This window comes from Clostridium sp. DSM 17811 (genome assembly GCF_018861905.1).
GTDB lineage: Bacteria > Bacillota > Clostridia > Clostridiales > Clostridiaceae > Clostridium_AD > Clostridium_AD frigoriphilum.
Genome location: NZ_JAHLDU010000009.1, coordinates 37,661 through 62,400, shown reverse-complemented (window position 1 = coordinate 62,400; position 24,740 = coordinate 37,661). Strand labels below are relative to the sequence as shown.

The window sequence follows — 24,740 nt, the reverse complement described above, 5'->3', positions numbered from 1 at the left end:
ATGGCTAAATATATAATAAAGAGGATTGGCTATATGATCATTACACTTTGGGTTGTTGCGACTATTACATTTGTCCTTATAAATGCTATACCAGGAGACCCAATATCCGCTTCAGCAGGTAAGGTTCTTGATAAAACAGTATATGAGCAAATTATGAAAAAATATCAACTAGATCAACCAGAGTATGTAAGATATGGTACATATATTAAGAATTTAGTACACGGGGACTTAGGAATGTCAATACATTATCCAGGTCAGAAGGTTAATGATATTATTTCAAAAGAATTTCCAGTGTCATTAAGATTAGCTCTTCAAGCAGTAGGAATAGGACTTGTTTTTGGAATATTTTTAGGAATTATTGCGGCGTTTAAGAGAAATACATGGGTAGATTATACCGTAATTTTCATTGCTCTTATTGGAGTTTGCGTTCCGGGTTTTGTTTTAGCAATTATTCTACAATATGGCCTTGGAGCAAAATTTGGTTTGAAAATAGCGGGATGGTCTGATAGCAGCTTATTCAATATATATAGATACTCATTATTACCTTCCATTGCACTTGCTATGGCTGGACTTGCATCAAATGCAAGGTTTATGAGGACTTCAGTGCTTGAAGTAATTAATCAAGACTATGTTTTGACTGCAAAGTCAAAAGGAGTTGGTAAGGTATCTTTAGTATGGAAACATATTATAAGAAATGCCATATTACCAGTAGTTACAATGATAGGACCTAGAATAGCATATGTAATCACTGGTTCATTAGTTGTAGAGAGCATATTCAGTGTGCCAGGGCTCGGTAGAGAATTAGTTTCTGCAATTTCTAATAGAGATTATACTGTAGTTATGTCATTAACTGTGTTTTTTGCTTTCTTGTACATTGTTTCTTTACTTATTGTAGATATAGTTTACGTTTTAGTTGATCCTAGAATTAAATTAACTCAAAGGAAAGGGTAAGGAGAGAAGGCATGAAAAAATATAGCAAAGATTTATTTAAAATTATAGGGTATTCGAAGAAAGATTTAGATGTTATGGTAAGGCCTAATGTAAGTTATTGGCAAGATGCATGGAGAAGACTTAAGAAAAATAAAGTTGCTATGCTTTCTATGGTGGTTTTGATAATAGTTATAATAATGTCCATCATTGGACCAATGATTTCATCAGTAAATTATCAAACTCAAAATTATGACATTTTAGATAAAAGTCCAATGGCAAAACATTGGTTTGGAACTGACAATTTAGGAAGAGATATGTTTGCAAGGTTATGGATGGGTGCGAGAGTATCATTAAGGATTGGGTTTATTGGTACTTTGATTGAACTTTTTGTTGGATGTGTGTACGGTGGTATATGTGGATATTTTGGTGGCATAGTTGATACAATACTTATGAGAATAGTTGAAATAATTGTAAGTGTACCATATCTTATTGTTGTTATTTTGTTGTTATTAGTATTGCCAGCAGGAGAAGGAACAATAATTATTGCACTTTGCATTACTGGATGGACAGGAATTGCTCGTTTAATTAGAGGACAGGTTATGCAACTTAAAGAATCAGAGTATGTTTTAGCTGCTAAAGCACTAGGTGCCAGTCCGACTAGAATTATTGCGAAACATTTAATTCCTAATACAATTGGAATTATACTTGTTTATATGTCTATGGATATACCTGCTTTTATTTTTGATGAGGCATTTTTAAGCTTTCTTGGCCTTGGTATTCAATCACCGAAAACTAGTTGGGGAGCATTAATTTTTGCTGGTCAAAGTCAGATGATGTTTCATCCTCATGAATTTATATTCCCAGCAATAGCAATAAGTGTAACTATGTTAGCATTTAATTTACTTGGTGATGGTTTAAGAGATGCTCTTGATCCAAAACTTAGACAGTAAGGAGGGCGAACGTATGTCAAAGTTACTTGAAGTTAAAAATTTACGAGTTTCGTATCATACATATGCTGGAGAAGTTCAATCTGTAAGAGGCATAAGTTTTGAGGTAAATGAGGGTGAAACTCTTGCAGTTGTAGGAGAATCTGGTTGTGGAAAAACAGTAACAGCTAAGTCTCTTATGAGATTAATACAAACTCCACCAGGTGAGATTAAAGATGGTTCTGAAATATTATATAAAGGTAATGATATTTTAAAAATGAATGAGGAAGCATTGAGGCATTTTAGAGGTGCTGAAATTAGTATGATTTTCCAAGATCCTATGACTTCTTTGAATCCTACCATGACTATTGGAAAGCAGATAGCAGAAAGTTTAATTATCCATAGAAATATGAAAAAACATGAGGCTATGGATGAGGCTATAAAAATGTTGAAGCTTGTTAACATTCCAAATGCAGAGAGAAGGGTTAAACAATATCCACATGAATTTTCTGGCGGAATGAGGCAGCGTGCAATGATTGCCATTGCACTTGCATGTTCTCCTAAAATTCTTGTAGCAGATGAGCCTACAACAGCACTAGATGTTACAATTCAAGCTCAAATAATGGATCTTATAAAAGAACTTCAGAATAAACTAGGTACAGCTGTTGTCTTAATTACACATGATCTAGGCGTAGTTGCAGATGTTGCAGATAGAATCCAAGTTATGTATGCAGGTAAGATAATAGAGAGAGGAAATACGGATGAAATATTCTATAATCCGAAACATCCATATACATGGGCACTTCTTCAATCAGTTCCTAGATTAGAAACTGGTCATAAAGATAGTTTGTATTCTATTAAGGGAACGCCACCTGATTTGGTAAAACCTCCAGTTGGTTGTCCATTTGCTCCAAGGTGCGAATATGCTATGGAAATATGTAAACAAGAAATGCCAGAAGCTACTATAATCACTGATACTCATGAAGCTTTATGTTGGTTACAACATCCGAATGCACCTAAAGTAGAAGTGCCATTTGAAATTGGGGGTGCAAAATAATGGCTGAAAATAAAAGCGAAGATTTAATTATAGTTAAAAATTTAAAAAAATATTTCGAAGTTGGAAAAAACGAAACACTTAAAGCTGTTGATGATGTTTCCTTTACAATTAAAAAAGGGGAAACATTAGGGCTAGTTGGTGAGTCAGGTTGCGGTAAGACCACATGTGGAAGAACTGTAATGGGACTGTATCCAGCAACAGCTGGAGAAGTAATTTTTGAAGGCGTAAATATCCATGGACTTAAGGGTAAAGCTAAAAGGGACTTTTGTAGGCACGCACAAATAATATTTCAAGATCCTTATGCATCATTAAATCCTAGAATGACTGTTGGAGATATTGTAGGCGAAGGTATAGATATACATAAACTCTATACAGGAAAAAAGAAAGCAGAAAAAATTCAGGAAGTACTTCAACTGGTTGGGTTAAATAAAGAGCATGCATCTAGATTCCCACATGAATTTTCTGGTGGTCAGAGGCAAAGAATAGGCATAGCTAGAGCACTTGCCATAGAACCTAAATTTATTGTATGTGATGAACCTATTTCTGCTTTAGATGTTTCCATTCAAGCTCAAGTAGTTAATCTATTAATTAAGCTTCAAAAGGAACTTGGTTTAACTTATTTATTTATAGCACATGACTTATCTATGGTTAAACATATATCTGATAGGGTAGGTGTAATGTATTTAGGAAAGCTTGTGGAACTTGCACCGAGTGGAATTCTATATGAAGATCCATTACATCCATATACTAAGGCGTTATTATCAGCTATTCCTGTTGCTGATCCTATTGAATCTAAAAATAAAAATAGGATAATGCTAGAGGGAGAAGTACCAAGTCCAATAAACACTAAACCTGGGTGTGGATTCAGTCAAAGATGCAAATACGTTATGGATTGTTGTAAAAGTGAAACACCAGAGCTAAAAGAAATAAAACCAGGACATTCTGTAGCTTGTCATTTATTTAAATAATTTTTTAACATATAATGAAAAAGTGTAATTGGAAGAGTGATAACATTATTTATCGCTCTTTCTCTTTTTTTATTTAATTTACATTAGTATTTGATACAATAGAAATAAATATTATATCTATTTATAACAAAAGGTTGGTAACTGTTTCTAAGTTGGTATAGAATTTAAAAGAAAGTAGTTATTTAGTTTTGAAAGGAATGATAAGCATGAACTATGATGAGGCTAGATCTTATATAACAAATACAGCTAAGTTTGGTAGCAAACTTGGGCTTGATAGAACTGAAAAATTATTAGAACTTTTAGGAAATCCACATAAAAAATTAAAATGTATACATATTGCAGGGACTAATGGGAAAGGTTCTACTTCGGCGATGGTGAGTAGTATTCTTGTGGAAGCTGGATATAAGGTAGGTTCATATATTTCACCATTTATTGAGGAGTTTGAAGAACGGATACAAATAAACAATAAAAACATTTCTAAAGATGATTTAAGCGATATTATAACAGAAGTTTCTAAAGCCGTAGAAAAGGTAGTGGAACTTGGATACATTAATCCAACAGAATTTGAAATTATAACTTGTGCTGGATTTTTATATTTTTATAAAAATAATATAGATTTTGCGGTTATAGAAGTAGGGCTTGGAGGAAGGCTTGATTCAACAAATGTAATTACACCTATTTTAAGCATTATAACATCCATAAGTCTTGATCATACTTTAATACTCGGAGATACTTTGGAAAAGATAACTTATGAAAAGGCAGGCATCATAAAGAGGGGAATCCCTGTAGTTGTGTATCCACAGAAAAAACAAAGTTACGATGTAATAGAAAAAACATGTAGAGAAAAAGAATGTCAATTAATAAAAGTGACTAGGGATTCAGCTGTATATTTAGGGAAAGAGAATTTAAAGCAGGTTGTTAGTGCATTAATGGAAGGACAAGTGCCTTATAAACATAATGCGATAACTCAGAAAATAGAAATTAAAACTTTAAATAATGATTATATTATTGATTTAGCACTTTTAGGTAAGCATCAATTACTAAACTGCTCTGTAGCGGTACATGCTATAGAGGCTCTTGTGGGCCAAGGCGTCATTATTAGTAAAGATAACATAATAGCTGGGCTAATAAACGTTGTGTGGCCAGCGAGGCTTGAGGTGATGAATAAAATGCCTTTAGTTGTTATAGACGGCGCTCATAATATAGATGGTATTAAAAACCTTACAGAAAGCATTGACATGTATTTTAACTACAATAAGATTATATTAATTCTAGGAATTCTTGCAGATAAACAAGTGGAAGAGATGATAGAAACTATAGTTCCAAAGGTATACAGAGTTATTACTGTTACTCCTCACAGCGAGCGTGCAGAGCTTTCGGAAGAATTAAAAGTTCAAGTAGAAAAATATACATCAAAATGTGAGTCAATTGAAGACTACGAGTTGGCTTATAAAAAAGCATTGAGCTACTGCGAGGATGATGATTTACTATTAGTGTCAGGATCTCTATACATGGTGGGAGATATGAGGAAAATAATACGAAATGTCCACGGTCATTAACAGTAATATATGCTATATCTCGTAGTGTAAATGAATAATAGTATGGATTTCTCCGGAAGTGACTCCAAATAAGAAGTGCAGAAACATTGAAACTTCATTTAAAATTCTTCTTTTGAAAATATAAAATTCTCGTGAGCCTGACTGAAAGGAAGGCTAGCGAACCGGCATAAGCCGAATGAGAGCGCATAACAATTAATAATTGTTATGTCCCCCAAGAGAACTATTAAGAGGATAGAGAATTGTATATTTGCAAAAGATTAGAATTTCTTAATGAAATTTCATGTTTCAAACTCTTATGTGGAGTCACACAGGAGAAACTTCATAGGTTGTATCTTTTTATTTGTTTAAGCATTTGCAACGAATTCTTCAAGCGCTATTGCTAATTGGTCAGGACATGAAGTACTTTTGTCTCCACATTTAATACCTTTAAGTTTTTTTATAGCTTCCTGAACATCCATCCCCTTTACTAGGGTTGAAATTCCAAGTAAATTACCTGCACATCCTCCTGTAAAGCCAATTTCAGTTATTTTATTATCAACTATTTCAAAATCTATATTTCTTGAACAAACGCCTTTTGGTTTATAACTATACATAAATTACGCCTCCATCTTTCGAGAATTTATTAATCATACTAATTATTATATACTATGAAGCGTATTCTTTTCAAGAAATTAATTTTTATTAAAACATTGTTAGCATATTATAACTATCTTCATATTATGGTTATGAGGAGGTGAGGAATTTGAGAAACTTGTATGTATGTAGTACTTCATCGGATTGCATATCAAAGGTTAACCTAGATTTGTTTATAGAAGAAGAAAAAATATATTTGGATAACCAAAATCTCAAAAGAATTGGTCCTCATGGTATATATGTTTATAAAAATAAGATATTAACAGCTAATAGTTATGATAATAGTATTTCTATTGTTAATACCTATAATTATGAAATAGAGAGTTATTTTATAGGAATGCACTGTAATGATTTATCCGTTTATGATAATAAGGCTTATGTTATCTGTGGAGACTCTGATGATATAATAGTTTTTGATTTAGAGAAAAAAAACATTGTAGAGGCAATTCCTTGTGGTAATTCACCCCATAGTATTTATATTTGCAAAAAAAAGGACCTTATTATAGTAGCAAATATGAATAGTGACAGCATAACATTAATAGAGTGTGCTCAGAATGGAAATACTAAAGAAATTAGGGTAGGAGCATATCCTACTAAAGCGGTAATTACTCCAGATGGAAATTATATTTTAGTTTGTGAGAGTAATATAGGTATGGACAATAAAGGATGCATTAATATTATTTCATTAAAAAATTGTAATGTATTAAATAAAATACCTGTTGGGAATTCACCTGTGGACATGTACTTTAATGGGGAATTTTGTTATGTATCAAATTTTGGAGATGGCACAGTGAGTATATTAGACATAAATAAATACAAAGAGATAAAAAGAATTGAAGTTGGAGGGATGCCTAGAGGAATAATAGAGGATGAAAAATATTTGTATGTAGGTGATAATTATAATAATTTGCTTTTTAGAATTGATAAAATAACAGAAAATAAAAAAGTCATTTCTATTGGCACAGAGCCTACAGGAATGACGCTTCTATAAGATGAAAAAGCTTCTAAAAGAAGATTAGTCATCTATAAGAAGGTTTATTATTTTAGCATAAAGTTTAGAAGGTTCTTTTCTCCATTTGGCGCATAGATTTTGCGCTTGTTTGTTTGAGGTTACACTAAGTTTAATATCTATAAGTGTAAAACTATCTTCAGAAGCAATTAGGTTAACTAAATAGTTGTTATTGTTTTCTATTGTATAATCAGCACTAACTGTTAATTCTTTCTTGATGTTTTCAATATGAGCTTTTAAATAATTATCGATAAGATCAATCTTCTTTTCAGAAATTCTTTCTTTAAATAAGGAGAGGACATTATCACCTTTTTGTGAAATGACCAATCTATGTTTACCCTTTTGCTCAGTATGCTTAATAAGGTTAGACGCAATAAGTTCTGTAATATATTGTTGCAGAGTAAAATAATTTATAAAATTATTTTCTAAAATAATTTGAGTTATTTGGATATTGGAAATAGGGAGCTTTATTTTATAAAATATATAAAGTAAAAGAAGCTTATTTTCAGCTAATTCTAAAGCATCTTCAAACATATCTGTCCCTCCTTGTAATTAGCCTAATTAAAACATTAGTGAACTGTCTTTTTAATGTAAAATTAACTATAAACAGTATAACATAAAAAGCACTGAAATAATTCGGTGCTATTAATTTTTATGTTTTATATAAATTTTTATAAAATATAAATTTTTATAAAATACAAATTAGTAAGTTAAATTATACATATTTATTGAGTTTTAGAATATAAATTTAAAGTATAAGGTATAAGGGGAGAATAGGATGGTATGAGTTACATAAAAAAAAATTTAATAATGTTTTGTATGATTTTCATCGGAGTTTCTACGATTATAGGAATTTATAATTTTAAAACTAATGGTGCATTTGTAGGAGCACAGCGTAAATTACCAATTTACAACGTAGATACTAAGGATAAAAAAATTGCAATTTCATTTGATGCAAGTTGGGGTGATGATAAAACAGATGAGATATTAAAGATATTAGATAAATACGATGCTAAAGCAACATTTTTTGTAGTGGGGGCATGGGTAGACCAGTATCCAGGTAAGTTAAAAACAATGTATGAGAAAGGACATGAAATAGGAAATCATTCTAATAAGCATCCTATGATGACTACAATATCTAAAGAAGAAATGATTAAAGAAATAGATACGACGGATGCTAAAATAATGGATATAACAGGAAAGGGAACAACACTTTTTAGATGCCCATCAGGGGAATATAATAACTTAGTCGTTGAAACTGTAGAAGCGACGAATCATTATTGTATTCAATGGGACGTAGACAGTATTGATTGGAAAGAACAAGGCGCAGAAATTGAGTATAATAGAATAATAAAAAATGCTAAGCCAGGTTCTATACTTTTATTTCACAATAATGCAAAATATACACCTCAAAATCTATCTAAAATTTTACAATATTTGAAGGAGCAAGGATACACATTCGTGAAAGTATCGGACCTTATATACAAAAAAAATTATTATATAGATGCAGCGGGAAAACAAATACAAAAATAAAATATAAATGTATTGAAATTCAATGTGCATTTGTATTATAATGGGAATACCAATTAATATTAATTATGGAAAAATAAATGTAAAAAAATTATTTGAGTATTAGGTATATTACATCAGAAAAATGAATATTTATATTCTAAGGAAAGTCTAATAAAAAAAACTAAGGGGAAAGAGGGATTATGATGGATAATGTTATGTTAAACAATAAGATTTATTTAGAAGGAAAGGTAGTATCTGAACTGAAATTTAGTCATGAAATGTATGGTGAGGGGTTTTACGTATTTGATTTCGAGGTATGGAGACTTAGCGAAACAACTGATATCTTAACAATAACAATTTCTGAAAGACTAATAGCAGGAATTGATATTAAGATAGGAAATGAATTCATAGTTGAAGGTCAACTTAGATCTTATAATAAATTTGTTAATGGATCTAATAGATTAATATTAACAGTATTTGCTAGAGATATTAAAATATGTGAAGAACGTAGTAAAAATCCAAATCAAATATTCTTAGATGGTTATATCTGCAAAAATCCAGTATATAGGACTACACCTTTTGGAAGAGAAATCGCTGATATGCTTTTAGCAGTTAACAGATTGTATAATAAATCCGATTATATCCCTACAATTGCTTGGGGAAGAAATTCTAGATTCTGTAAAAGTCTTGAAGTAGGAGATAATATAAGAATTTGGGGAAGGCTTCAAAGTAGAGAATATCAAAAGAAATTATCAGATGATGAAGTTATAAAAAAAGTAGCATACGAGGTATCTATATCCAAAATGGAGAAAGTTAATAAAGATGGTGAAAGCATAGTAGAATCAAATAATATAGTAGAAGATGAGCAGAGCTTTGAAGTTTTAGACGCTATATAGTATATTTTTTTAGCTTTAGTAATCCTTTACTGATTTTATTGTTAGATGCGTTAAGAACAGTACATACTTTAGTTTTTGAGAGTTTGTACTGTTTAGCATCTTCAATTTATCATAGGGTAAAGAGAACTTATACTATATGATGATTATATTTAATAAGTTTAGTTATTAAAAAAGAGCATATGTTACGGTAAGTGCATTTGAATAAGATTAGTAATTCTTACTAATTTTAATTAATGATACGTTAAGAAAAGTACATGGTTGAACTTCTTAGTATTTATACCTCTTACAGGTAAAAAGAACTTATACTATATGATGATTATATTTAATAAGTATAGTTAGTTAAAAAGAGCATATATTACGTAAAATACATTCGAACAAGCGTTAGTATCTTCTATTTTTTAAGGTGAAAAGAACTTATATTATACAAAGATTATATTTAATAAGTTTAGTTAGTAAAAAAGAGCATATATTACGTAAATTGCATTTGAACAAGCTTAGTAATTCAAAATAATTTTAATGAAGAGTGCGTTAAGAAAAGTACATGTTTGAGCGATAGCGAGTTTGTACTTTTTAGCATTTTTCATTTAAATTATTTTAGAATTACTTAGCGAAGTGAAACGCAATTGTAGTAATATATGCTCTTTGTGCTATTACTTTCTTAAATCATCAAGTAATTTAGTTTTGTCTTTAGTTTTACTATCTACATTTTTTATTATTTTTGCTGGAGTTCCAGCAACTACAACATTTTCAGGGACATCATTTACAACTACGGATCCAGCTGCAACTATAGAGTTTTTACCAATTTTTACTCCTTCGAGTATTACGGAATTTGCTCCAATTAAAACATTGTCTCCAATTTCACAAGGACTTTTGCTTGGTGGCTCAAGGACTCCTGCTACTACAGCGCCTGCTCCTAAATGAACTCTTTTACCTAGTTTTCCACGTGCGCCAACCACAGCATTCATATCTACCATAGTTTCATCACCAATTTCAGCACCTATATTAATTACAGCGCCCATCATAATAACAGCATTTTTACCTATAGTAACCTTATCACGTATAATTGCACCTGGTTCAATTCTTGCATCTATATTTTTAAGGTCTATCAAAGGAATGGCAGAGTTTCGTCTGTCTTGTTCTAGTTTGGATTTTTTGATCCTGTTTTTATACTTTATTAGAAATTCTGATACCTCTTCACTTTCTCCGAAAAGTATATAAAAATCTCCACTACCAAAGTTTTCTATATTTCCAAACTCACATTGTGATAAATCCCCATCGACATAAAGTTTAATTGGGGTAGCCTTCTTAGCTTCTTTTATGTATCTTGCAATTTCATAAGGGTCTGTTAAATCATAATTCATCATAGTAACTCTCCTTTCGTATTATAAGTATTAAGCCAAATTATTTTTTCTATGCATTTTATTTTGTTATACATAATGTAAATGATATAACAAAATCTACATTAAATAAACAAAATGTTATCAATATATCAGAATAATTAAAAAAATACTGATTTTTATTCTATTATATAGTAAAATACTTATAATGCAAACACTAGAAAAGGATGATATAATGAATAATTTATTTTCAAACAACGTAAATAGAGTAGAAATCTCTGGAATTAGAAAATTTTCCAACAAGGTTACAAAAGTACAGGGAGCAATTTCACTTACACTTGGGCAACCTGATTTTCCAGTACCTAAAAATATTAAAAATGCCATGATTAAAGCTATAGATGATAATAAAGCTGGATACACAACTAATGCTGGTATTCCAGAACTTCGAAATGAAATTTCTAATTTTTTGAAAGAAATGGATATTAACTATTTAGCTGATGAGGTAACGGTAACTGTAGGGGGAAGTGAAGCGCTTCTATGTATATTTGCGGCGTTTTTAAATGCTGGAGATAAGGTTTTAGTGCCTACGCCAGCCTATCCTGCTTATGAGAGTTGTGTTAAGATTTTTGGTGGGGAAGTGGTTAATTATAATCTAAATGAAGACTTTACTATTAATTTTGAGCAAATAACTAAACTTATTGATGAGCATCATCCTAAGCTTTTAGTTATGTCTCATCCATCGAACCCTACTGGAGCAATATTATCATGCTCCGAGCGAGATGAACTTGTTAAAATATTAAAAGAGAAAGATATTTATATAATAAGTGATGAAATGTATAGCTCATTATGTTATGAAAAATACTATTCTTTAGCTCAAATTGATGAATTAAAAAACAAGGTGATTTTAGTAGGTGGATTTTCTAAGATGTTTTCAATGACAGGGCTTCGCGTAGGCTATGTTTGTGCAAGTAAATATATTATGGATAATATAATGAAAGTACATCAGTATAATGTTTCATGTGCCACTTCAATATCTCAATGGGGCGCATATGAAGGATTACTTTCTTGCAAACATGATGTGGATAATATGAAATTAGAGTTTGAAAAACGAAAAGAATATGTATATAAAAGATTAAAGCAAATGGGGATGGATATAACGCTTCCTAGAGGTGCCTTTTATATATTTCCATCTATAACTAGATTTTCTATGAGTAGTGAAGAATTTTGCAATAGATTGTTATATGAAGCGAAGGTTGCTGTTGTGCCTGGTTCAGCTTTTGGCATAGGAGGAGAGGGTTTTATAAGGATATCATATTCTTATAGTTTAGAGGTGTTAAAAGAGGCTTTAGATAGAATGGAAAAATGGATTAAATCCTTACCTGTGGTACTGTAATATTTAAACTATGAAATGCATAACTTAGAATAAGGCTACACTCCTTTTAAGATAATTTAAAAGAATGTAGCCTTACTAAAATAGTATGAAGTTTCTCCGGAAGTGACTTTAAATAAGAAGGGTAGAAACATTGAAAGTTGATTTAAAATTCTTATTTTGCCAATATAAAATTCTCGTAAGCCTGACTATAAGGAAGGCTAGCGAACCGGCTGTAAGCCGAATGTGAGTGACATAACAATTAATAATTGTTATGTCCCCCCAAAGAACGACCCAGAGGAAGAGTATTTTATATTTGCAAAACACTAGAATTTCTTAATCAACTTTCACGTTTCAAACTCTTATTTTAAGTCACGCAGGAGAAACTTCATATGGATGCACTCATATTTTTTATTAAAGGCTAGTTTGACATATTAACTACATCATCCATATTGTATAGACCTTTGCTTTTTCCATATATAAATTCACATGCTTTAAGTGAACCTATAGCGAAAACATCTCTTGATATGGCAGTATGCTTGATTTCAATACATTCGCCTTTTCCTGCAAATATAACTTCATGATCACCAATAATGTTTCCACCACGAATGGCATGAATACCTATTTCTTTAGGTTGTCTTTTGCTTGATCCATCTCTTCCTTTAACAAAGAACATGTCATCGTTTATAGAATCCTTAATAGTATCTGCAAGAAGTAGAGCAGTACCACTTGGTGCATCAACTTTCTGGTTATGGTGTTTTTCTATTATTTCAATATCAAAATCTTTATAAAGCATTTTGCTAATATTCTTGAGTAAATTATTAACGATATTTATACCTATAGACATATTTGCAGAATGAAATACTGGGATGTCTTTACTTAGAGAATCAATCCTTAATAATTGCTCTGGAGAGAACCCAGTAGTACAAAATACAATAGGAATATTTTTTTCTTTAGAATACGTGCACAAACTATCTAAAGCATCCGGTCTTGAAAAATCTAGAATTACATCTACATCAACTTTACATTTTAATATACTGTCATAACATGGGTAGTCTAAATTAGATGAATCTCTATCAACACCTGCAACAATTGATATTGTAGCAGAATCTTTAGCCATTTGAGAAATAACTTTGCCCATTTTTCCATTGCAACCGTTTAGAAGCATTTTAATCATTAGTTTTCCTCCTTTAAAGGGATATTATATGATTTTAATTCTTTTTTTAGAAATTCTAAATTATTTTCGTACATTTCACATAAAGGTAGTCTTAAAGGCCCAACAGCCATTCCCATAAGATTCATAGCCGTTTTCACAGGGATAGGATTAGTTTCTATAAATACTGCGTTGTTAAGAGGAAGGTACCCAAGTTGAATATCTAAAGCTTTTTCATGTTCACCATTAAAATATAACTTGCACATATTATGCATGTCTGTAGGGATTATATTTGCAAGAACAGATATAACTCCTATAGCGCCTAAGGAAAGTATAGGTATAACTTGGTCATCGTTACCTGAATATACATCTAAGTTATCCCTGCATAGTGCTTTAATTTGAGCTATCTGACCTATATTTCCACTTGCTTCTTTAATTGCTACAATATTTGGTATTACACATAATTCTAAAAGTGTGGTTGGATTAATATTCATGCCTGTTCTTGAAGGAACATTATAGATAACGATTGGTGAAGTGACACTGTTTGCAATTGCTTTGAAATGTTCAATTAAGCCCTTTTGAGTAGTTTTATTGTAGTAAGGTGTAATAACAAGTAATCCATCTACTCCTATTTTCTCCGCCCATCTACTCATACTTATTGCATCGGCAGTGTTGTTACTACCCGTACCCGCAATTACTGGAATCCTCTTATTAACTAAATCAACTACAAATTTTATAGTTTCTTTTTTTTCTTGTTCAGTCATTGTAGAAGCTTCACCAGTAGTACCACATACTACAATAGCATCTGTCTTGCTGGTAATGTGCCATTCTATTAATTCTTCAAGTTTCTTAAAATCAACCCCTCTTTCGTTAAATGGAGTGATTAGTGCAACGCCAGAACCTTTAAAAATACTCATAAGATTACCTCCTCGTAGCTATATGGAAAATAATAATAATTAAACATATAACTATTTTATATTTACTACTATATATCTATTAATTTAGATCGCTTTTAGTGAAACATTTCGTTTTAAAAATAATTTCGTTTTGTTAATTCATAATAAATTTAAAAAAGATACGAATACTCACTAAAATATTTTTCTTTATTATATTATATAGCCCATATGTGAAAATATATATACTTTTTTTAAAAAAGATCAAAATCATTCATTAAAAAAACGAAAATTAATAATCTTAAAGGAAATAATATAATACTTACTTTTTTAGCTATTATGAATAAAAAACCTCTAAATTGTAAAAAATATAGTATATTACAATTACAATTGGGAGGCATGTTATGGGAAAAACACCTTTAAAAAAAGTTATAAAAGCTAAATTAAAAACAAATAAAGAGTTAACTAGGAATGAAATGCTTAGAGAGACGTTAAAATATGAAATAGCAGAAGAATTAGGGTTAACTAGAAAAATAGATGAATGTGGTTGGAGCGGATTAACAGCAGAAGAAACAGGTAGAATTGGAGGATTAATGACAAAACGAAAAAAGAGTATAAATTTGCCTAAAAACAAAGATTTCTAAAGATATTTAATAAAATACTTTGGACAATATTTAGTGTATAGGGTAGTATATTATATACCAATATAGTTTTAAAGAAGAAGTTGTTGGAAAAGGGGAAATGTTAATATGGACTGTTATAAAGAGTTTGCTCGCATATATGATGAATTAATCAATGCTGATATTGATTATAAAAAATGGGCAACCAACATATTATGTATTTGCAAAGAATATGACCTAAATATGGAGAGCTATTTAGATTTAGCCTGTGGTACAGGAAATCTTACTATAGAAATTGCAAATTCATTTAAAAATATATGGGCAGTTGATTTATCTAGTGATATGTTAAGCCAAGCAGAGAAAAAAATGAGGGAAGAACTCATAAAGGCGAAATTTGTATGTCAGGATATTTGTTTACTTAATTTAAATAATAAGTTTAATCTTATAACTTGTTGCTTAGATTCTAGCAATTATATATTAGAAGAAGAAAATTTTAAAAAATATTTATTAGGAGTTTATAATTTATTACAAAATGATGGGTTATTTATTTTTGATCTTAACTCTTATTATAAGTTGACTACGGTGCTCGGCAATAATATTTATAATTACGATAGTGATGATGTAGTCTATATTTGGGAAAATTATTTAGAAAATGATACAGTGGAAATGAATTTAACCTTTTTTGTTAAAGAAGGACAAGTATATAGACGATTTGATGAGATGCACTTAGAGCGGGCTTATAAAGAAGAATATGTGGAAAGTCTTATAAAAGAAATTGGGTTTAAAATAATTAAGAAAATGGATAGTTACGAGGATAAACCAGTAAATGATAAAACAGAAAGAATATGTTATGTACTAAAAAAATGATTTTATGGGAGGCTAGTATATGGATAAGTTAGTTAGAGCTACTGCAAAGGACGGTCAAGTTAGAATAGTTGCAGCAATAACTACAGAATTAGTAAATGAGGGAGTGACCATGCATCAATGTGCTCCTACAGCAGCCGCTGCGTTTGGTAGAATGCTAACAGCGGGTACGCTTATGGGCACACTTCTAAAGTCTGAGAAAGACAGTTTAACGCTCCAAATTGATGGAGGGGGAGAAGCGAAGGGAGTAGTCGTAACAGCCCATGCGGATTCAAGTGTAAAAGGGTACATAGGAAATCCTAATGTGGATTTACCTGCAAATACTCTAGGAAAACTTGATGTAGGTGGCGCAGTGGGGAAAGATGGTTATTTAAGAGTTATAAGAGACATGGGGCTGAAGGAACCATACATAGGTCAAGTTCCAATACGCACAGGCGAAATTGGAGATGATTTAGCATATTACTTTACTGTTTCAGAGCAAACGCCATCTGCTGTTGGACTAGGTGTTTTAGTTGAAACAGATATGAGTATTAAAGCTGCAGGAGGGTTTATAATTCAAATGATGCCTGATGCTGATGAGTTTTTGGCTGATATGATAACATATAGACTTGAAGAAATCCCATCTATAACTGATTTTATAGCAAAAGGCATGAGCATTGAGGAAATTTTGGAATTTATTTTTGAAGATATGAAATTAAAAATACATGAAGAGGTTAAGCCGATGTATAAATGTGATTGTTCTAGAGAAAGAGTTGAGAGGGCATTAATAAGCATAGGCAAAAAGGATTTAGAGGAAATATATAACGATGGTAAAACAGAAGAACTTAAATGCCATTTTTGTAACAAAAATTATGAATTTAATCATGAGGATATTGGAAACTTACTTAAAGAGGCTAAATCTTAAATAATAATTATGTTTTTAAATGGTAGTATAGGGGAATATAATTATAAATTGAAAATCGTAGGTAAATGGAGAAAATTCAATTATCTACGATTTTAATTGAGATAATCATGGATATAGACTGTATTTGAGGTTGACAGTTTCAAGGAAATTTTATAATATAGTAAAGTAATGATCGACAAAGTAGTAAGTAATCAAGTATATAAAACGATTAACACATAAAGTTGTTGACAAGTTTTATGAAATGATGTAGACTATAATAGTTGCATTAATACATGTGGGAGCATAGCTCAGCTGGGAGAGCATCTGCCTTACAAGCAGAGGGTCATAGGTTCGAACCCTATTGTTCCCACCACATATGGCTCAATAGCTCAGTTGGTTAGAGTGCCGCCCTGTCACGGCGGAGGTCGAGGGTCCGAGTCCCTTTTGAGTCGCCATTAAAATTTTATAAATTTTAAAAAGCATTAAGGCTAAATAGCTCAGTCGGTAGAGCAGAGGACTGAAAATCCTCGTGTCCCTGGTTCGATTCCGGGTTTAGCCACCAGTGTTGCGGAAGTAGCTCAGTGGTAGAGTGCCACCTTGCCAAGGTGGACGTCGCGAGTTCGAATCTCGTCTTCCGCTCCAATTATTTTAAAGTTTCATAATATGGCGCTATAGCCAAGCGGTAAGGTCAAGGTCTGCAAAACCTTTATTCCCCGGTTCAAATCCGGGTGGCGCCTCCAAAATATTAAAAAGTAGTCTAGATACTGATCTTTCAGTATCTAGGCTACTTTTTTTATTGTATAAAAATAGAATGTGAAAGTATTGTAGATTTTTTATTATATTATTAATCTTTTTCAGGGGATTTCCTCTTTTTATGTTACTAAAGATATGAAAGGACTTGAAAATATGGTAAATTATTAATAGTTATAGAAAATATACTTTAGCATTAAAAGTAGTTAGGTGGAAAAAATGATAAAAAATATTTTTAAAATGAATAAAGAAAATTTTAAGGAAATATATGAAAAAAATTTTAATTATGTTTATTCTTTTGTATTTTTAAGATTAGCAGCAAATAAAGAAGCTACTGAAGACCTAGTTCAAGAGATATTTATCAGTGCTATGAAAGGACTTACAAACTACAAAGCTACAAGTTCATATAAAACTTGGCTTTGTGGAATAGCAAAAAATAAAATAATGAATTATTATAGAGATAATATTAGGAAGGAGGGGCCTAATTATGCAGAAGAATTGAATTATCTAGTAGATAACCAAGATGTTGAATTTATGGTTATCAATTTGGAAACTAGAAAGGTGATTTTAGAAACCTTAAATAAATTAAAGCCTATTTATAAGTATGTTCTTATTCTGAAATATATAGATGACTATAGTGTAAAAGATATTTCAAAATACTTATGTAAAACTCCGAAATCTATTGATGGCATATTACAAAGAGCAAAAATCAGGTTTAAAAAAGAATATAACAAGATAGAAGGAGATGAATTATATGATAAAAGAGGATGAAATTTTTAAAAAAATGTTTAAATCGATAGATGTACAAATTGATCCACCGGAGGGAACAAAAGAAAGAATATATCAAAAACTTTGTTATAATTCATATCAAGGCAGTTTTTGTTATTCATCTCGTCTTTTGTTGATTCCTCAAAAAATTTTTAAATTAGCGATTCAATTATGGATTTTGTTATATATATATATGACTGTTTTCACTCCAATTATCACATCTTAATTATACAAGGGGGTTAAATTAATGAAGAGTTTAAAAAATATTATCAAAGAATGGTTATTACCGATACTTGCAGCAATAATTTTGGTGGTTTTAATAAATAACCTACTATTTTTCCAAGTTAAGGTTCCATCAGGATCAATGTATCCAACTATAAAGTCAGGAGATAGAATTCTTGTTACAAAAGTTTATAATAAAGCGAAATTAAAAAGTGGAGATATAATAGTTTTCAAATCTGATGAACTAAAAGAGGTAATGATAAAGAGATTAATAGGACTTCCTGGAGACGAGGTTGTTGTAAAAGAGAAAGGGCGTGTATTTATAAATGGAAGTGAAATCGCTCAGCCGTATGTAGTAAATAAGGAAGATTTAGATATAAAATTTAAAGTTCCAGAAAATAAATATTTGTTTTTCGGTGATAATAGAGCAAGTTCATTGGATGCTAGAAAATGGGAAAATCCATATATCGATGGGAAGGATATAAAAGGGAAAGCACAGTTTATTACATACCCATTTAAAAGATTTGGGAAATTTGTAATAGGTAATGATGCTCTTAATCATTAGGATTGCTGAGATTTATACTGAAATATTAAATAAGCACTTAAGTTTTTTATTTTTCAACTTAATGTATTTATTTTATATAATAAATAATTTTCTTATAGGATGCTAATAAAAGTATATGTTGTGTAAAAGGCATTTGAACAAGCTTTAGTAATTCTTAATTTATTCTAGTTGAAGCTGCGTAAAGAAAACCGCATGTTTGAGCGAAAGCGAGTTTGCGGGTTTTAGCAGCTACAAATATAATAAATTTTAGAATTACTAAGCGAAGTGAAAGCCTTAGAGCAATATATACTTTTCGTTATAGCATACTATTAGGAAACCATTTAGGTTACGTTTTAAACTCTTATTTGGAGCAATGCAGGAGAAAGTTCTTTCGGAAACACTCATATTTTTACTAAATCCTAAAAATGCTACCACGATCAACGAGCTTGCCATCTCTTAAAAACACAGGTTCTACCTTGTGCTTATTTAAAAAAGCCAATACCTCTTTTCCATATAAATAATAATCTAAGTGACCATAAAAAGCTAAAACATTATCTTCGATAAGACCTGTTGCACCACCGATAAAACCGTAATTAAGCCCTGGAAGAAGAATATCACCAGGAGGAAGTAATAATACATCTATCTTTTCAAGGTTTAGAGCCTTGGCAATAGTAACATCACTAGTTATAACTGCATGATCATTTACAATGCAAGTAGAACATTTTGTATAACCTTGTTTTACATTTACTAATTTTTTATCTTTTGTAATCAATAAAAGATTCTCATCGGTATAATTAATAAAATGAACAAAAAGATTACGTATGCTTAATGAATTTAGACAGATATTATAAGGGTAATTCATTTTTAAAGCGGATTTTGATTTATAAACTTTGTAATTTTGTAAAACTAGGCTTTCTATAAAGTCACTATCCATATCTTTATGTACTACAATGGTATTTCCTAAAATGTGCAAAAGCATATCGGGGTGACCACATACAGCATCATATAAAAGATTACTCGGAGGGCAAATAAGCAAGTTATACCCTTTAGAAATCAAACATTTTTTTTCATCATTATGAATTCTAAAATCTACAATAATATTTTTCATTGTGAACTCCTATTTAATATGTATTTTATTATATATATTTTATAACATAAAGTTATTACAATTTGCAATATGTCGATAATTGTTTAATTTATTTTGCATATACATTAATATTACACACATACTACCGTAATAAGAAGGGAGTGTGCGAAATGCTTTTATTAACCGTTGTATATAATAGGAGTATGGAATACATTATTGACGAGATAAATGCGATAAAAAAATGTTTTGAATATAAAAAAACAATTTTAGGTATATCTGAAAGCATAGTAGAAGATATGCATTTTATTAAGTTCTTTTGTAGTGATGACAATATAAGTGATAGTAGTATCAAAACATTTAATTTGAATGTTGCAAATATGTTATATAAAATAGTAACAAGCGAGTTTTGTAAAAAAGGAATAAATGATTTCCTTACTGAAACATATTTCTTTCTACAATATGATGAAATAAAACAAGTTAAACCTAGGATACAAAAAGCATTGTTTAATGAGGGGGAAATATCTGGTTCTAATATGGTATATTGTATAAATAGAAAAAATGTTATTATTGATAAAATAACAAAATGTATAGAAGAAAATAATGAAATTAATATAAGTGGATTTTTAACATTCAGGTCAAAAGAACTAAATGAGGACCTAGAGAGTATAGTTGATAAAGTTGTAGAAGAATATATGGTAGAAAAAGAATATAATGAGTTTATAAAACTTCTTAAATACTTCGTTGATATTCAGGAGAGCAAGGTAGATGAAGTTAATATTCTAATTGAAAAAGATGGCAATTATCATTTAAGAGATAAAGAAGGTAATAATTTAGTAGAAAGTATGATGGGTGAGTTACCAGATGTTAAATTTGATTCAATAGAAAACCAAGAAGAACTTATAATTAGCACCATGATATCTAGTGCTCCTAAAAAAGTGATTATACACTGCGTCAAGCATTGTAAAAATAAGGAGTTAATTGAAACGATAAGCAAGGTTTTTACAGATAAAGTTTATTATTGTGATACGTGTATTGAATGTGAGAAGATTAAAAATGGAATATTAGTATAAGGTTGTTATATGGTAGTAAAAAGGTTATATATGAGTGAAGCAAATAAACGATATTAGTCAAATATATAAAGAAACAATATTATACAAATTATAAGTAACAATTAAACAATATCATATATAATTAAAAATTAAACAATATTATAATTGACAATTAAACAATATTATAATATAATATAAATTGTTGTGAATGAAATATAAAAAATATTTTTAAATGATATTTTATATAATAGAATTATTTTAACAAGAAGAAACAGCCGTTTCTCACCTAACAGCAAAGCTAGTTAGGTTGATTAGTAATTTAAATTGTTACTATTAAGGACGGCATTTATGCCGTCCTTTTTATTATTGAATAATATAAAAAAATTTAAGCAAGTACACCTGGAGGTGAAAATTATTAGTAAAAACAAAAATTTTATGATGAATGAAGAAATAAGAGATAAAGAAATAAGGGTTATTGCAGCAGATGGTTCTGCACTTGGCATTTTAGATACTAAAGATGCAATAAAGCTTGCAGAAGATAGTGACTTAGATCTTGTTATGATGTCACCAACTGCAAAACCACCAGTATGTAGAATAATGGATATTGGTAAATTTGAATATGAAAAACAAAAGAAAGAAAAAGAAGCTAAAAAGAAACAAAAGGTTGTAACTCTTAAAGAAATACGATTGAGTGCAACAATACAAGACCATGATATTTCTATTAAGGCTAGCAATGCTAAAAAGTTCTTATTAGATGAAGACAAAGTAAAGATAACTGTAAGATTTAGAGGAAGAGAAATTGAAAATTCAAAAGCGGGGCATAAGATATTAAGATCTTTTGTAGAAAAAATCGGTGATGTTTATATTGTTGAAAAACCAGCGAGACAAGAGGGAAGAAATATGATAATGATTTTAGCTCCCAAAAAAGCATAACCGAGAGGAGGAATTTTACATGCCTAAAATGAAAACACATAGAGGCGCAGCAAAAAGATTTAAGAAGACAGGGTCAGGAAAATTAAAAAGAGCAAAGGCTTTTACAAGTCATATATTAACAAAAAAGAGTCCTAAAAGAAAAAGAAATCTTAGAAAAACAGCATATGTTTCAACAACTCAAATAAAAAACATGAGAAAATTATTACCATACTTATAAAAATGGTGATTAGGAGGTATATTAAATGGCAAGAATTAAACGAGCAGTTAACTCTCGTAAAAACCATAAGAAAGTATTAAAACTCGCAAAAGGCTACTACGGTGGAAGAAGTAAGTTATTTAAAACAGCAAATGAAGCAGTAATGAGAGGTTTAAGAAACGGATATATAGGTAGAAAGAGAAAGAAAAGAGATTTCAGAACACTTTGGATAGCTAGAATAAATGCTGCTACAAGATTAAGCGACCTTTCATATTCAAGATTTATGAATGGTATGAAACTTGCAGGCATAGATATTAACAGAAAAATGCTTTCTGAAATTGCTATAAATGATCCAAAAGCTTTTGCTGAATTAGTAGAAGTTGCAAAAAAACAATTAAAACTTTAAAAGTATTTATCTGAAAATGTAGCCTTATGGCTGCATTTTTTATTGTATTTTGACAAAAATATGTTAAGTGCTATAATTAATGAAATGTAATTATAAAAAAACACTATTTTTGAATAATTAAAGGTGTAGAGGTGGATAATTTGGAATTAGATTTAAAAACTCTTAACAAGAAAAAGAAATATACTCCAGTTCAGATACTTGCATTAGGTTTTGCTATAGTAATACTTGTAGGTGCAATACTACTTAGCTTACCAATATCGTCTCAAAGTGGTGAAATTACACCATTTATAGATTGTATATTCACTTCTACATCTGCTGTGTGTGTTACAGGTCTTGTAACTCTAGATACGGGAACATATTGGACTTATTTTGGGAAAACTGTAATAATGCTATTAATAGAAACCGGCGGACTTGGATTTATGTCCGTTGCAACTTTAGTTTTTTTCTTTTTTGGAAGGAGAATAACATTAAAGGAAAGGCTAGTAATGCAGGAAGCAATGAATGTAAATTCATTGCAGGGGTTAGTAAAAATGATCAAATATGTATTGATATTTACATTCTCAGTTGAAGGAGTAGGAGCAGTCTTATTTGCAACACAATTTATTCCGGAATTTGGAATTGCAAAAGGGATTTATTATAGTGTATTTCATGCTGTTTCTGCATTTTGCAATGCTGGATTTGATTTGATGGGGAATTTTAAAAGTGTTACTGCTTATGCTAATAATTCTGTAGTAATACTTACAATTTCAGCATTAATTGCAGTAGGGGGATTAGGTTTTTATGTTTGGGTAGAAATTTATAATTCTAAGGGAAACAAAAGGTTATCACTCCATTCTAAAGTAGTTATTTATTCAACAATAGTACTAATCGTCACCGGTGCAATTCTCATGTTCATTTTTGAAATGAATAATCCGGGCACTATGAAAGGGATGTCTGTGAAGGGTAAAATTTTATCTTCAATATTTGCATCAGTATCACCTAGAACAGCTGGGTTTAATTCTATTCCATTAGACAAGATGACTAGCGCAGGAAATTTTCTAACGATAATTTTAATGTTTATCGGTGGGTCTCCTGGTTCAACGGCTGGTGGAATAAAAACGACTACTGCAATTGTGCTTTTTATGACGGTGGTATCTGTAGTTCGTGGACGTGAAGATACTGAAATATTTAAAAGACGTATAAATAAAGAAGTTGTGTACAAATCCTTAGTAATAACTGTTCTTGGCCTGGGAATTGTAATAGCAGTTACAATGGTATTATCAATTACGGAGCCATCCAATATTCCTTTTGAATATTTTTTATATGAGGCCACTTCAGCATTTGCTACAGTTGGATTAACATTAGGATTAACTACAAAGCTAACAATAGTCGGGAAGATAATAATAACGCTTACCATGTATGCTGGAAGAGTGGGACCGCTTACTATAATGCTCGCATTAGCTAAAAGAAGAAGCGGTAAATCTGGAACTATAAAATATCCGGAAGGTAAAATTTTAATTGGATAGGGGTGGAAGTAATGAATAAGAAACAGTTTATTGTTATAGGACTTGGAAGATTTGGAACATCAGTTGCTGAAACATTATATGCTTTGGGAAACGATGTTTTAGCAGTTGATTCTGATGAGGAGGTAGTTCAAAGTATTTCAGATTCAGTTACTCATTCGGTTCAAGTTGATGCAAATGATGAAAATAGTTTGAGAGCCCTTGGCATTCGTAATTTTGATTGTGCAGTTATTGGTATAGGTGATAATATTCAGTCTAGTATTTTGGCAACAGTATTAGTTAAAGAATTGGGAGTAAAATATGTAATTACAAAGGCAACCAATGCATTACATGCTAAAGTATTGTACAAGATAGGTGCTGATAGAGTTGTTTTCCCAGAACGAGATATGGGTGAACGTGTTGCTCATAATTTAGTGTCATCAAATATATTAGATTACATAGAATTATCGCCTGATTACAGTATTGCTGAAGTTGTGAGCCCGATAGAATGGCATAACAAGACACTTAGAGAATTAAATATAAGAGCTAAATATGGAATAAATGTAATGGCTATAAAAAGAAATAATGATGTTGATGTTTCGCTATCGGCTGATAATATTATTGAATCAGGGGATATTATTGTGGCTATAGGTAGCATTGAAGAATTAAATGCGTTAGAAAATTTAGTTAAATAA

The 24,740-nt window shown here is 30.5% G+C and carries 27 protein-coding genes, 5 tRNA genes and 1 other annotated feature; of the genes, 26 read left to right on the top strand and 6 right to left on the bottom strand.

Features of this window, described 5'->3' with window-relative positions:
- From KPL44_RS12805 to KPL44_RS12785, 5 genes are all read left to right on the top strand, one after another.
- A complete protein-coding gene (locus tag KPL44_RS12805; RefSeq protein WP_152753148.1) occupies nucleotides 1–951 on the top strand; it encodes an ABC transporter permease in 951 nt (316 codons plus the stop codon).
- An 11-nt stretch (nucleotides 952–962) separates the two neighbouring features.
- Nucleotides 963–1,880: an ABC transporter permease gene (locus KPL44_RS12800; RefSeq protein WP_216250824.1), complete on the top strand. Its 918-nt coding sequence runs from the start codon at nucleotides 963–965 to the stop codon at nucleotides 1,878–1,880.
- Nucleotides 1,881–1,893: 13 nt separating this feature from the next.
- On the top strand, nucleotides 1,894–2,913 hold the full coding sequence (locus KPL44_RS12795; RefSeq protein WP_216203606.1) for an ABC transporter ATP-binding protein: 1,020 nt from the start codon (nucleotides 1,894–1,896) through the stop codon (nucleotides 2,911–2,913).
- The gene (locus KPL44_RS12790) at nucleotides 2,913–3,881 is read left to right on the top strand and encodes an ABC transporter ATP-binding protein (protein ID WP_216250820.1); all 969 of its coding nucleotides are present in this window, start codon (nucleotides 2,913–2,915) and stop codon (nucleotides 3,879–3,881) included. The genes KPL44_RS12795 and KPL44_RS12790 overlap by 1 nt, the downstream gene beginning before the upstream one ends.
- 206 nt (nucleotides 3,882–4,087) lie before the next feature.
- Nucleotides 4,088–5,440 (top strand): bifunctional folylpolyglutamate synthase/dihydrofolate synthase, encoded by a 1,353-nt coding sequence (locus KPL44_RS12785; protein WP_216250817.1) that lies wholly within the window; start codon nucleotides 4,088–4,090, stop codon nucleotides 5,438–5,440.
- 344 nt (nucleotides 5,441–5,784) lie between these two features.
- Here the strand turns inward: KPL44_RS12785 and KPL44_RS12780 are convergent, their stop codons facing one another.
- Nucleotides 5,785–6,033, bottom strand: a complete 249-nt coding sequence (locus KPL44_RS12780; protein WP_216250815.1) for a TIGR03905 family TSCPD domain-containing protein — start codon at nucleotides 6,031–6,033, stop codon at nucleotides 5,785–5,787.
- Between the two features lie 149 nt (nucleotides 6,034–6,182).
- Here KPL44_RS12780 and KPL44_RS12775 point away from each other — a divergent pair, with 149 nt between their 5' ends.
- On the top strand, nucleotides 6,183–7,064 hold the full coding sequence (locus KPL44_RS12775; RefSeq protein WP_216250813.1) for a YncE family protein: 882 nt from the start codon (nucleotides 6,183–6,185) through the stop codon (nucleotides 7,062–7,064).
- Nucleotides 7,065–7,088: 24 nt separating this feature from the next.
- Here the strand turns inward: KPL44_RS12775 and KPL44_RS12770 are convergent, their stop codons facing one another.
- A complete protein-coding gene (locus KPL44_RS12770; RefSeq protein ID WP_216250809.1) occupies nucleotides 7,089–7,616 on the bottom strand; it encodes a DUF4364 family protein in 528 nt (175 codons plus the stop codon).
- Between the two features lie 249 nt (nucleotides 7,617–7,865).
- Between KPL44_RS12770 and pdaB the strand changes: the two genes are divergently transcribed.
- Nucleotides 7,866–8,615 (top strand): polysaccharide deacetylase family sporulation protein PdaB, encoded by a 750-nt coding sequence (pdaB, locus tag KPL44_RS12765; protein ID WP_216250807.1) that lies wholly within the window; start codon nucleotides 7,866–7,868, stop codon nucleotides 8,613–8,615.
- A 182-nt stretch (nucleotides 8,616–8,797) separates the two neighbouring features.
- The gene (locus tag KPL44_RS12760) at nucleotides 8,798–9,490 is read left to right on the top strand and encodes a single-stranded DNA-binding protein (RefSeq protein ID WP_216251088.1); all 693 of its coding nucleotides are present in this window, start codon (nucleotides 8,798–8,800) and stop codon (nucleotides 9,488–9,490) included.
- Between the two features lie 650 nt (nucleotides 9,491–10,140).
- On the opposite strand, the gene dapD is transcribed toward KPL44_RS12760, so the two are convergent.
- Complete coding sequence (gene dapD, locus KPL44_RS12755) at nucleotides 10,141–10,851, bottom strand: 2,3,4,5-tetrahydropyridine-2,6-dicarboxylate N-acetyltransferase (protein WP_171296460.1); 711 nt, start codon at nucleotides 10,849–10,851, stop codon at nucleotides 10,141–10,143.
- A 211-nt stretch (nucleotides 10,852–11,062) separates the two neighbouring features.
- On the opposite strand from dapD, the gene KPL44_RS12750 reads away from it, so the two are divergent.
- Entirely contained in the window at nucleotides 11,063–12,220 is a 1,158-nt protein-coding gene (locus tag KPL44_RS12750) for a pyridoxal phosphate-dependent aminotransferase (protein WP_216250805.1), read from the top strand.
- A 397-nt stretch (nucleotides 12,221–12,617) separates the two neighbouring features.
- Here the strand turns inward: KPL44_RS12750 and dapB are convergent, their stop codons facing one another.
- Both dapB and dapA read right to left on the bottom strand, forming a co-directional pair.
- Nucleotides 12,618–13,373 (bottom strand): 4-hydroxy-tetrahydrodipicolinate reductase, encoded by a 756-nt coding sequence (gene dapB, locus KPL44_RS12745; RefSeq protein ID WP_216250802.1) that lies wholly within the window; start codon nucleotides 13,371–13,373, stop codon nucleotides 12,618–12,620.
- Entirely contained in the window at nucleotides 13,373–14,266 is an 894-nt protein-coding gene (gene dapA / locus KPL44_RS12740; protein ID WP_216250799.1) for a 4-hydroxy-tetrahydrodipicolinate synthase, read from the bottom strand. Before dapA ends, dapB begins: the two co-directional genes overlap by 1 nt.
- 380 nt (nucleotides 14,267–14,646) lie before the next feature.
- On the opposite strand from dapA, the gene KPL44_RS12735 reads away from it, so the two are divergent.
- From KPL44_RS12735 to lepB, 11 genes are all read left to right on the top strand, one after another.
- On the top strand, nucleotides 14,647–14,886 hold the full coding sequence (locus tag KPL44_RS12735; protein ID WP_216250796.1) for a small, acid-soluble spore protein, alpha/beta type: 240 nt from the start codon (nucleotides 14,647–14,649) through the stop codon (nucleotides 14,884–14,886).
- Nucleotides 14,887–14,991: 105 nt separating this feature from the next.
- Nucleotides 14,992–15,729, top strand: a complete 738-nt coding sequence (locus tag KPL44_RS12730) for a class I SAM-dependent DNA methyltransferase (protein WP_216250795.1) — start codon at nucleotides 14,992–14,994, stop codon at nucleotides 15,727–15,729.
- Nucleotides 15,730–15,748: 19 nt separating this feature from the next.
- On the top strand, nucleotides 15,749–16,630 hold the full coding sequence (gene hslO / locus KPL44_RS12725; protein WP_216250791.1) for an Hsp33 family molecular chaperone HslO: 882 nt from the start codon (nucleotides 15,749–15,751) through the stop codon (nucleotides 16,628–16,630).
- A gap of 276 nt (nucleotides 16,631–16,906) precedes the next feature.
- Nucleotides 16,907–16,982, top strand: a tRNA-Val gene (locus KPL44_RS12720).
- A 5-nt stretch (nucleotides 16,983–16,987) separates the two neighbouring features.
- Nucleotides 16,988–17,064 (top strand) — tRNA-Asp (locus KPL44_RS12715).
- A 31-nt stretch (nucleotides 17,065–17,095) separates the two neighbouring features.
- Nucleotides 17,096–17,171, top strand: a tRNA-Phe gene (locus tag KPL44_RS12710).
- 5 nt (nucleotides 17,172–17,176) lie between these two features.
- Nucleotides 17,177–17,251: transfer RNA gene (locus tag KPL44_RS12705), tRNA-Gly, on the top strand.
- A 23-nt stretch (nucleotides 17,252–17,274) separates the two neighbouring features.
- A tRNA-Cys gene (locus KPL44_RS12700) sits at nucleotides 17,275–17,349 on the top strand.
- 229 nt (nucleotides 17,350–17,578) lie between these two features.
- Entirely contained in the window at nucleotides 17,579–18,130 is a 552-nt protein-coding gene (locus tag KPL44_RS12695; RefSeq protein WP_216250788.1) for an RNA polymerase sigma factor, read from the top strand.
- Nucleotides 18,114–18,353 (top strand): hypothetical protein, encoded by a 240-nt coding sequence (locus KPL44_RS12690; protein WP_216250785.1) that lies wholly within the window; start codon nucleotides 18,114–18,116, stop codon nucleotides 18,351–18,353. Before KPL44_RS12695 ends, KPL44_RS12690 begins: the two co-directional genes overlap by 17 nt.
- Nucleotides 18,354–18,374: 21 nt before the next feature.
- Nucleotides 18,375–18,914 carry a signal peptidase I gene (lepB, locus tag KPL44_RS12685; protein ID WP_216250780.1) on the top strand — a complete coding sequence of 180 codons (540 nt, stop codon included), beginning with the start codon at nucleotides 18,375–18,377 and terminating at the stop codon, nucleotides 18,912–18,914.
- A gap of 391 nt (nucleotides 18,915–19,305) precedes the next feature.
- Here lepB and KPL44_RS12680 read toward each other — a convergent pair whose 3' ends face one another.
- Nucleotides 19,306–20,001 carry a DUF6873 family GME fold protein gene (locus KPL44_RS12680; protein ID WP_216250775.1) on the bottom strand — a complete coding sequence of 232 codons (696 nt, stop codon included), beginning with the start codon at nucleotides 19,999–20,001 and terminating at the stop codon, nucleotides 19,306–19,308.
- 149 nt (nucleotides 20,002–20,150) lie between these two features.
- On the opposite strand from KPL44_RS12680, the gene ytxC reads away from it, so the two are divergent.
- From ytxC to KPL44_RS12650, 6 genes are all read left to right on the top strand, one after another.
- Nucleotides 20,151–21,050, top strand: a complete 900-nt coding sequence (gene ytxC / locus KPL44_RS12675) for a putative sporulation protein YtxC (RefSeq protein ID WP_216250772.1) — start codon at nucleotides 20,151–20,153, stop codon at nucleotides 21,048–21,050.
- Between the two features lie 236 nt (nucleotides 21,051–21,286).
- Nucleotides 21,287–21,398 (top strand) — a sequence feature (ribosomal protein L20 leader region).
- A gap of 36 nt (nucleotides 21,399–21,434) precedes the next feature.
- Nucleotides 21,435–21,962, top strand: a complete 528-nt coding sequence (gene infC, locus KPL44_RS12670; RefSeq protein ID WP_216123996.1) for a translation initiation factor IF-3 — start codon at nucleotides 21,435–21,437, stop codon at nucleotides 21,960–21,962.
- Nucleotides 21,963–21,981: 19 nt separating this feature from the next.
- Nucleotides 21,982–22,179 carry a 50S ribosomal protein L35 gene (gene rpmI / locus KPL44_RS12665; protein WP_071614022.1) on the top strand — a complete coding sequence of 66 codons (198 nt, stop codon included), beginning with the start codon at nucleotides 21,982–21,984 and terminating at the stop codon, nucleotides 22,177–22,179.
- Between the two features lie 25 nt (nucleotides 22,180–22,204).
- The gene (gene rplT, locus KPL44_RS12660; RefSeq protein ID WP_071614021.1) at nucleotides 22,205–22,564 is read left to right on the top strand and encodes a 50S ribosomal protein L20; all 360 of its coding nucleotides are present in this window, start codon (nucleotides 22,205–22,207) and stop codon (nucleotides 22,562–22,564) included.
- Between the two features lie 140 nt (nucleotides 22,565–22,704).
- Nucleotides 22,705–24,069 (top strand): TrkH family potassium uptake protein, encoded by a 1,365-nt coding sequence (locus KPL44_RS12655; RefSeq protein ID WP_216250769.1) that lies wholly within the window; start codon nucleotides 22,705–22,707, stop codon nucleotides 24,067–24,069.
- An 11-nt stretch (nucleotides 24,070–24,080) separates the two neighbouring features.
- On the top strand, nucleotides 24,081–24,740 hold the full coding sequence (locus KPL44_RS12650) for a potassium channel family protein (protein WP_216250766.1): 660 nt from the start codon (nucleotides 24,081–24,083) through the stop codon (nucleotides 24,738–24,740).

Bases quoted from the DNA above. Each gene is read 5' to 3' on its own strand.
- dapD (WP_171296460.1), bottom strand. From the start codon at position 10,851: ATGAATTATGATTTAACAGACCCTTATGAAATTGCAAGATACATAAAA.
- KPL44_RS12760 (WP_216251088.1), top strand. From the start codon at position 8,798: ATGGATAATGTTATGTTAAACAATAAGATTTATTTAGAAGGAAAGGTA.
- KPL44_RS12650 (WP_216250766.1), top strand. From the start codon at position 24,081: ATGAATAAGAAACAGTTTATTGTTATAGGACTTGGAAGATTTGGAACA.
- KPL44_RS12780 (WP_216250815.1), bottom strand. From the start codon at position 6,033: ATGTATAGTTATAAACCAAAAGGCGTTTGTTCAAGAAATATAGATTTT.
- KPL44_RS12770 (WP_216250809.1), bottom strand. From the start codon at position 7,616: ATGTTTGAAGATGCTTTAGAATTAGCTGAAAATAAGCTTCTTTTACTT.
- dapB (WP_216250802.1), bottom strand. From the start codon at position 13,373: ATGATTAAAATGCTTCTAAACGGTTGCAATGGAAAAATGGGCAAAGTT.
- KPL44_RS12750 (WP_216250805.1), top strand. From the start codon at position 11,063: ATGAATAATTTATTTTCAAACAACGTAAATAGAGTAGAAATCTCTGGA.
- rplT (WP_071614021.1), top strand. From the start codon at position 22,205: ATGGCAAGAATTAAACGAGCAGTTAACTCTCGTAAAAACCATAAGAAA.
- KPL44_RS12735 (WP_216250796.1), top strand. From the start codon at position 14,647: ATGGGAAAAACACCTTTAAAAAAAGTTATAAAAGCTAAATTAAAAACA.
- hslO (WP_216250791.1), top strand. From the start codon at position 15,749: ATGGATAAGTTAGTTAGAGCTACTGCAAAGGACGGTCAAGTTAGAATA.
- lepB (WP_216250780.1), top strand. From the start codon at position 18,375: ATGAAGAGTTTAAAAAATATTATCAAAGAATGGTTATTACCGATACTT.
- pdaB (WP_216250807.1), top strand. From the start codon at position 7,866: ATGAGTTACATAAAAAAAAATTTAATAATGTTTTGTATGATTTTCATC.
- KPL44_RS12680 (WP_216250775.1), bottom strand. From the start codon at position 20,001: ATGAAAAATATTATTGTAGATTTTAGAATTCATAATGATGAAAAAAAA.
- rpmI (WP_071614022.1), top strand. From the start codon at position 21,982: ATGCCTAAAATGAAAACACATAGAGGCGCAGCAAAAAGATTTAAGAAG.
- KPL44_RS12730 (WP_216250795.1), top strand. From the start codon at position 14,992: ATGGACTGTTATAAAGAGTTTGCTCGCATATATGATGAATTAATCAAT.
- KPL44_RS12695 (WP_216250788.1), top strand. From the start codon at position 17,579: ATGATAAAAAATATTTTTAAAATGAATAAAGAAAATTTTAAGGAAATA.
- KPL44_RS12800 (WP_216250824.1), top strand. From the start codon at position 963: ATGAAAAAATATAGCAAAGATTTATTTAAAATTATAGGGTATTCGAAG.
- ytxC (WP_216250772.1), top strand. From the start codon at position 20,151: ATGCTTTTATTAACCGTTGTATATAATAGGAGTATGGAATACATTATT.
- KPL44_RS12690 (WP_216250785.1), top strand. From the start codon at position 18,114: ATGATAAAAGAGGATGAAATTTTTAAAAAAATGTTTAAATCGATAGAT.
- KPL44_RS12795 (WP_216203606.1), top strand. From the start codon at position 1,894: ATGTCAAAGTTACTTGAAGTTAAAAATTTACGAGTTTCGTATCATACA.
- KPL44_RS12805 (WP_152753148.1), top strand. From the start codon at position 1: ATGGCTAAATATATAATAAAGAGGATTGGCTATATGATCATTACACTT.
- dapA (WP_216250799.1), bottom strand. From the start codon at position 14,266: ATGAGTATTTTTAAAGGTTCTGGCGTTGCACTAATCACTCCATTTAAC.
- KPL44_RS12790 (WP_216250820.1), top strand. From the start codon at position 2,913: ATGGCTGAAAATAAAAGCGAAGATTTAATTATAGTTAAAAATTTAAAA.
- KPL44_RS12785 (WP_216250817.1), top strand. From the start codon at position 4,088: ATGAACTATGATGAGGCTAGATCTTATATAACAAATACAGCTAAGTTT.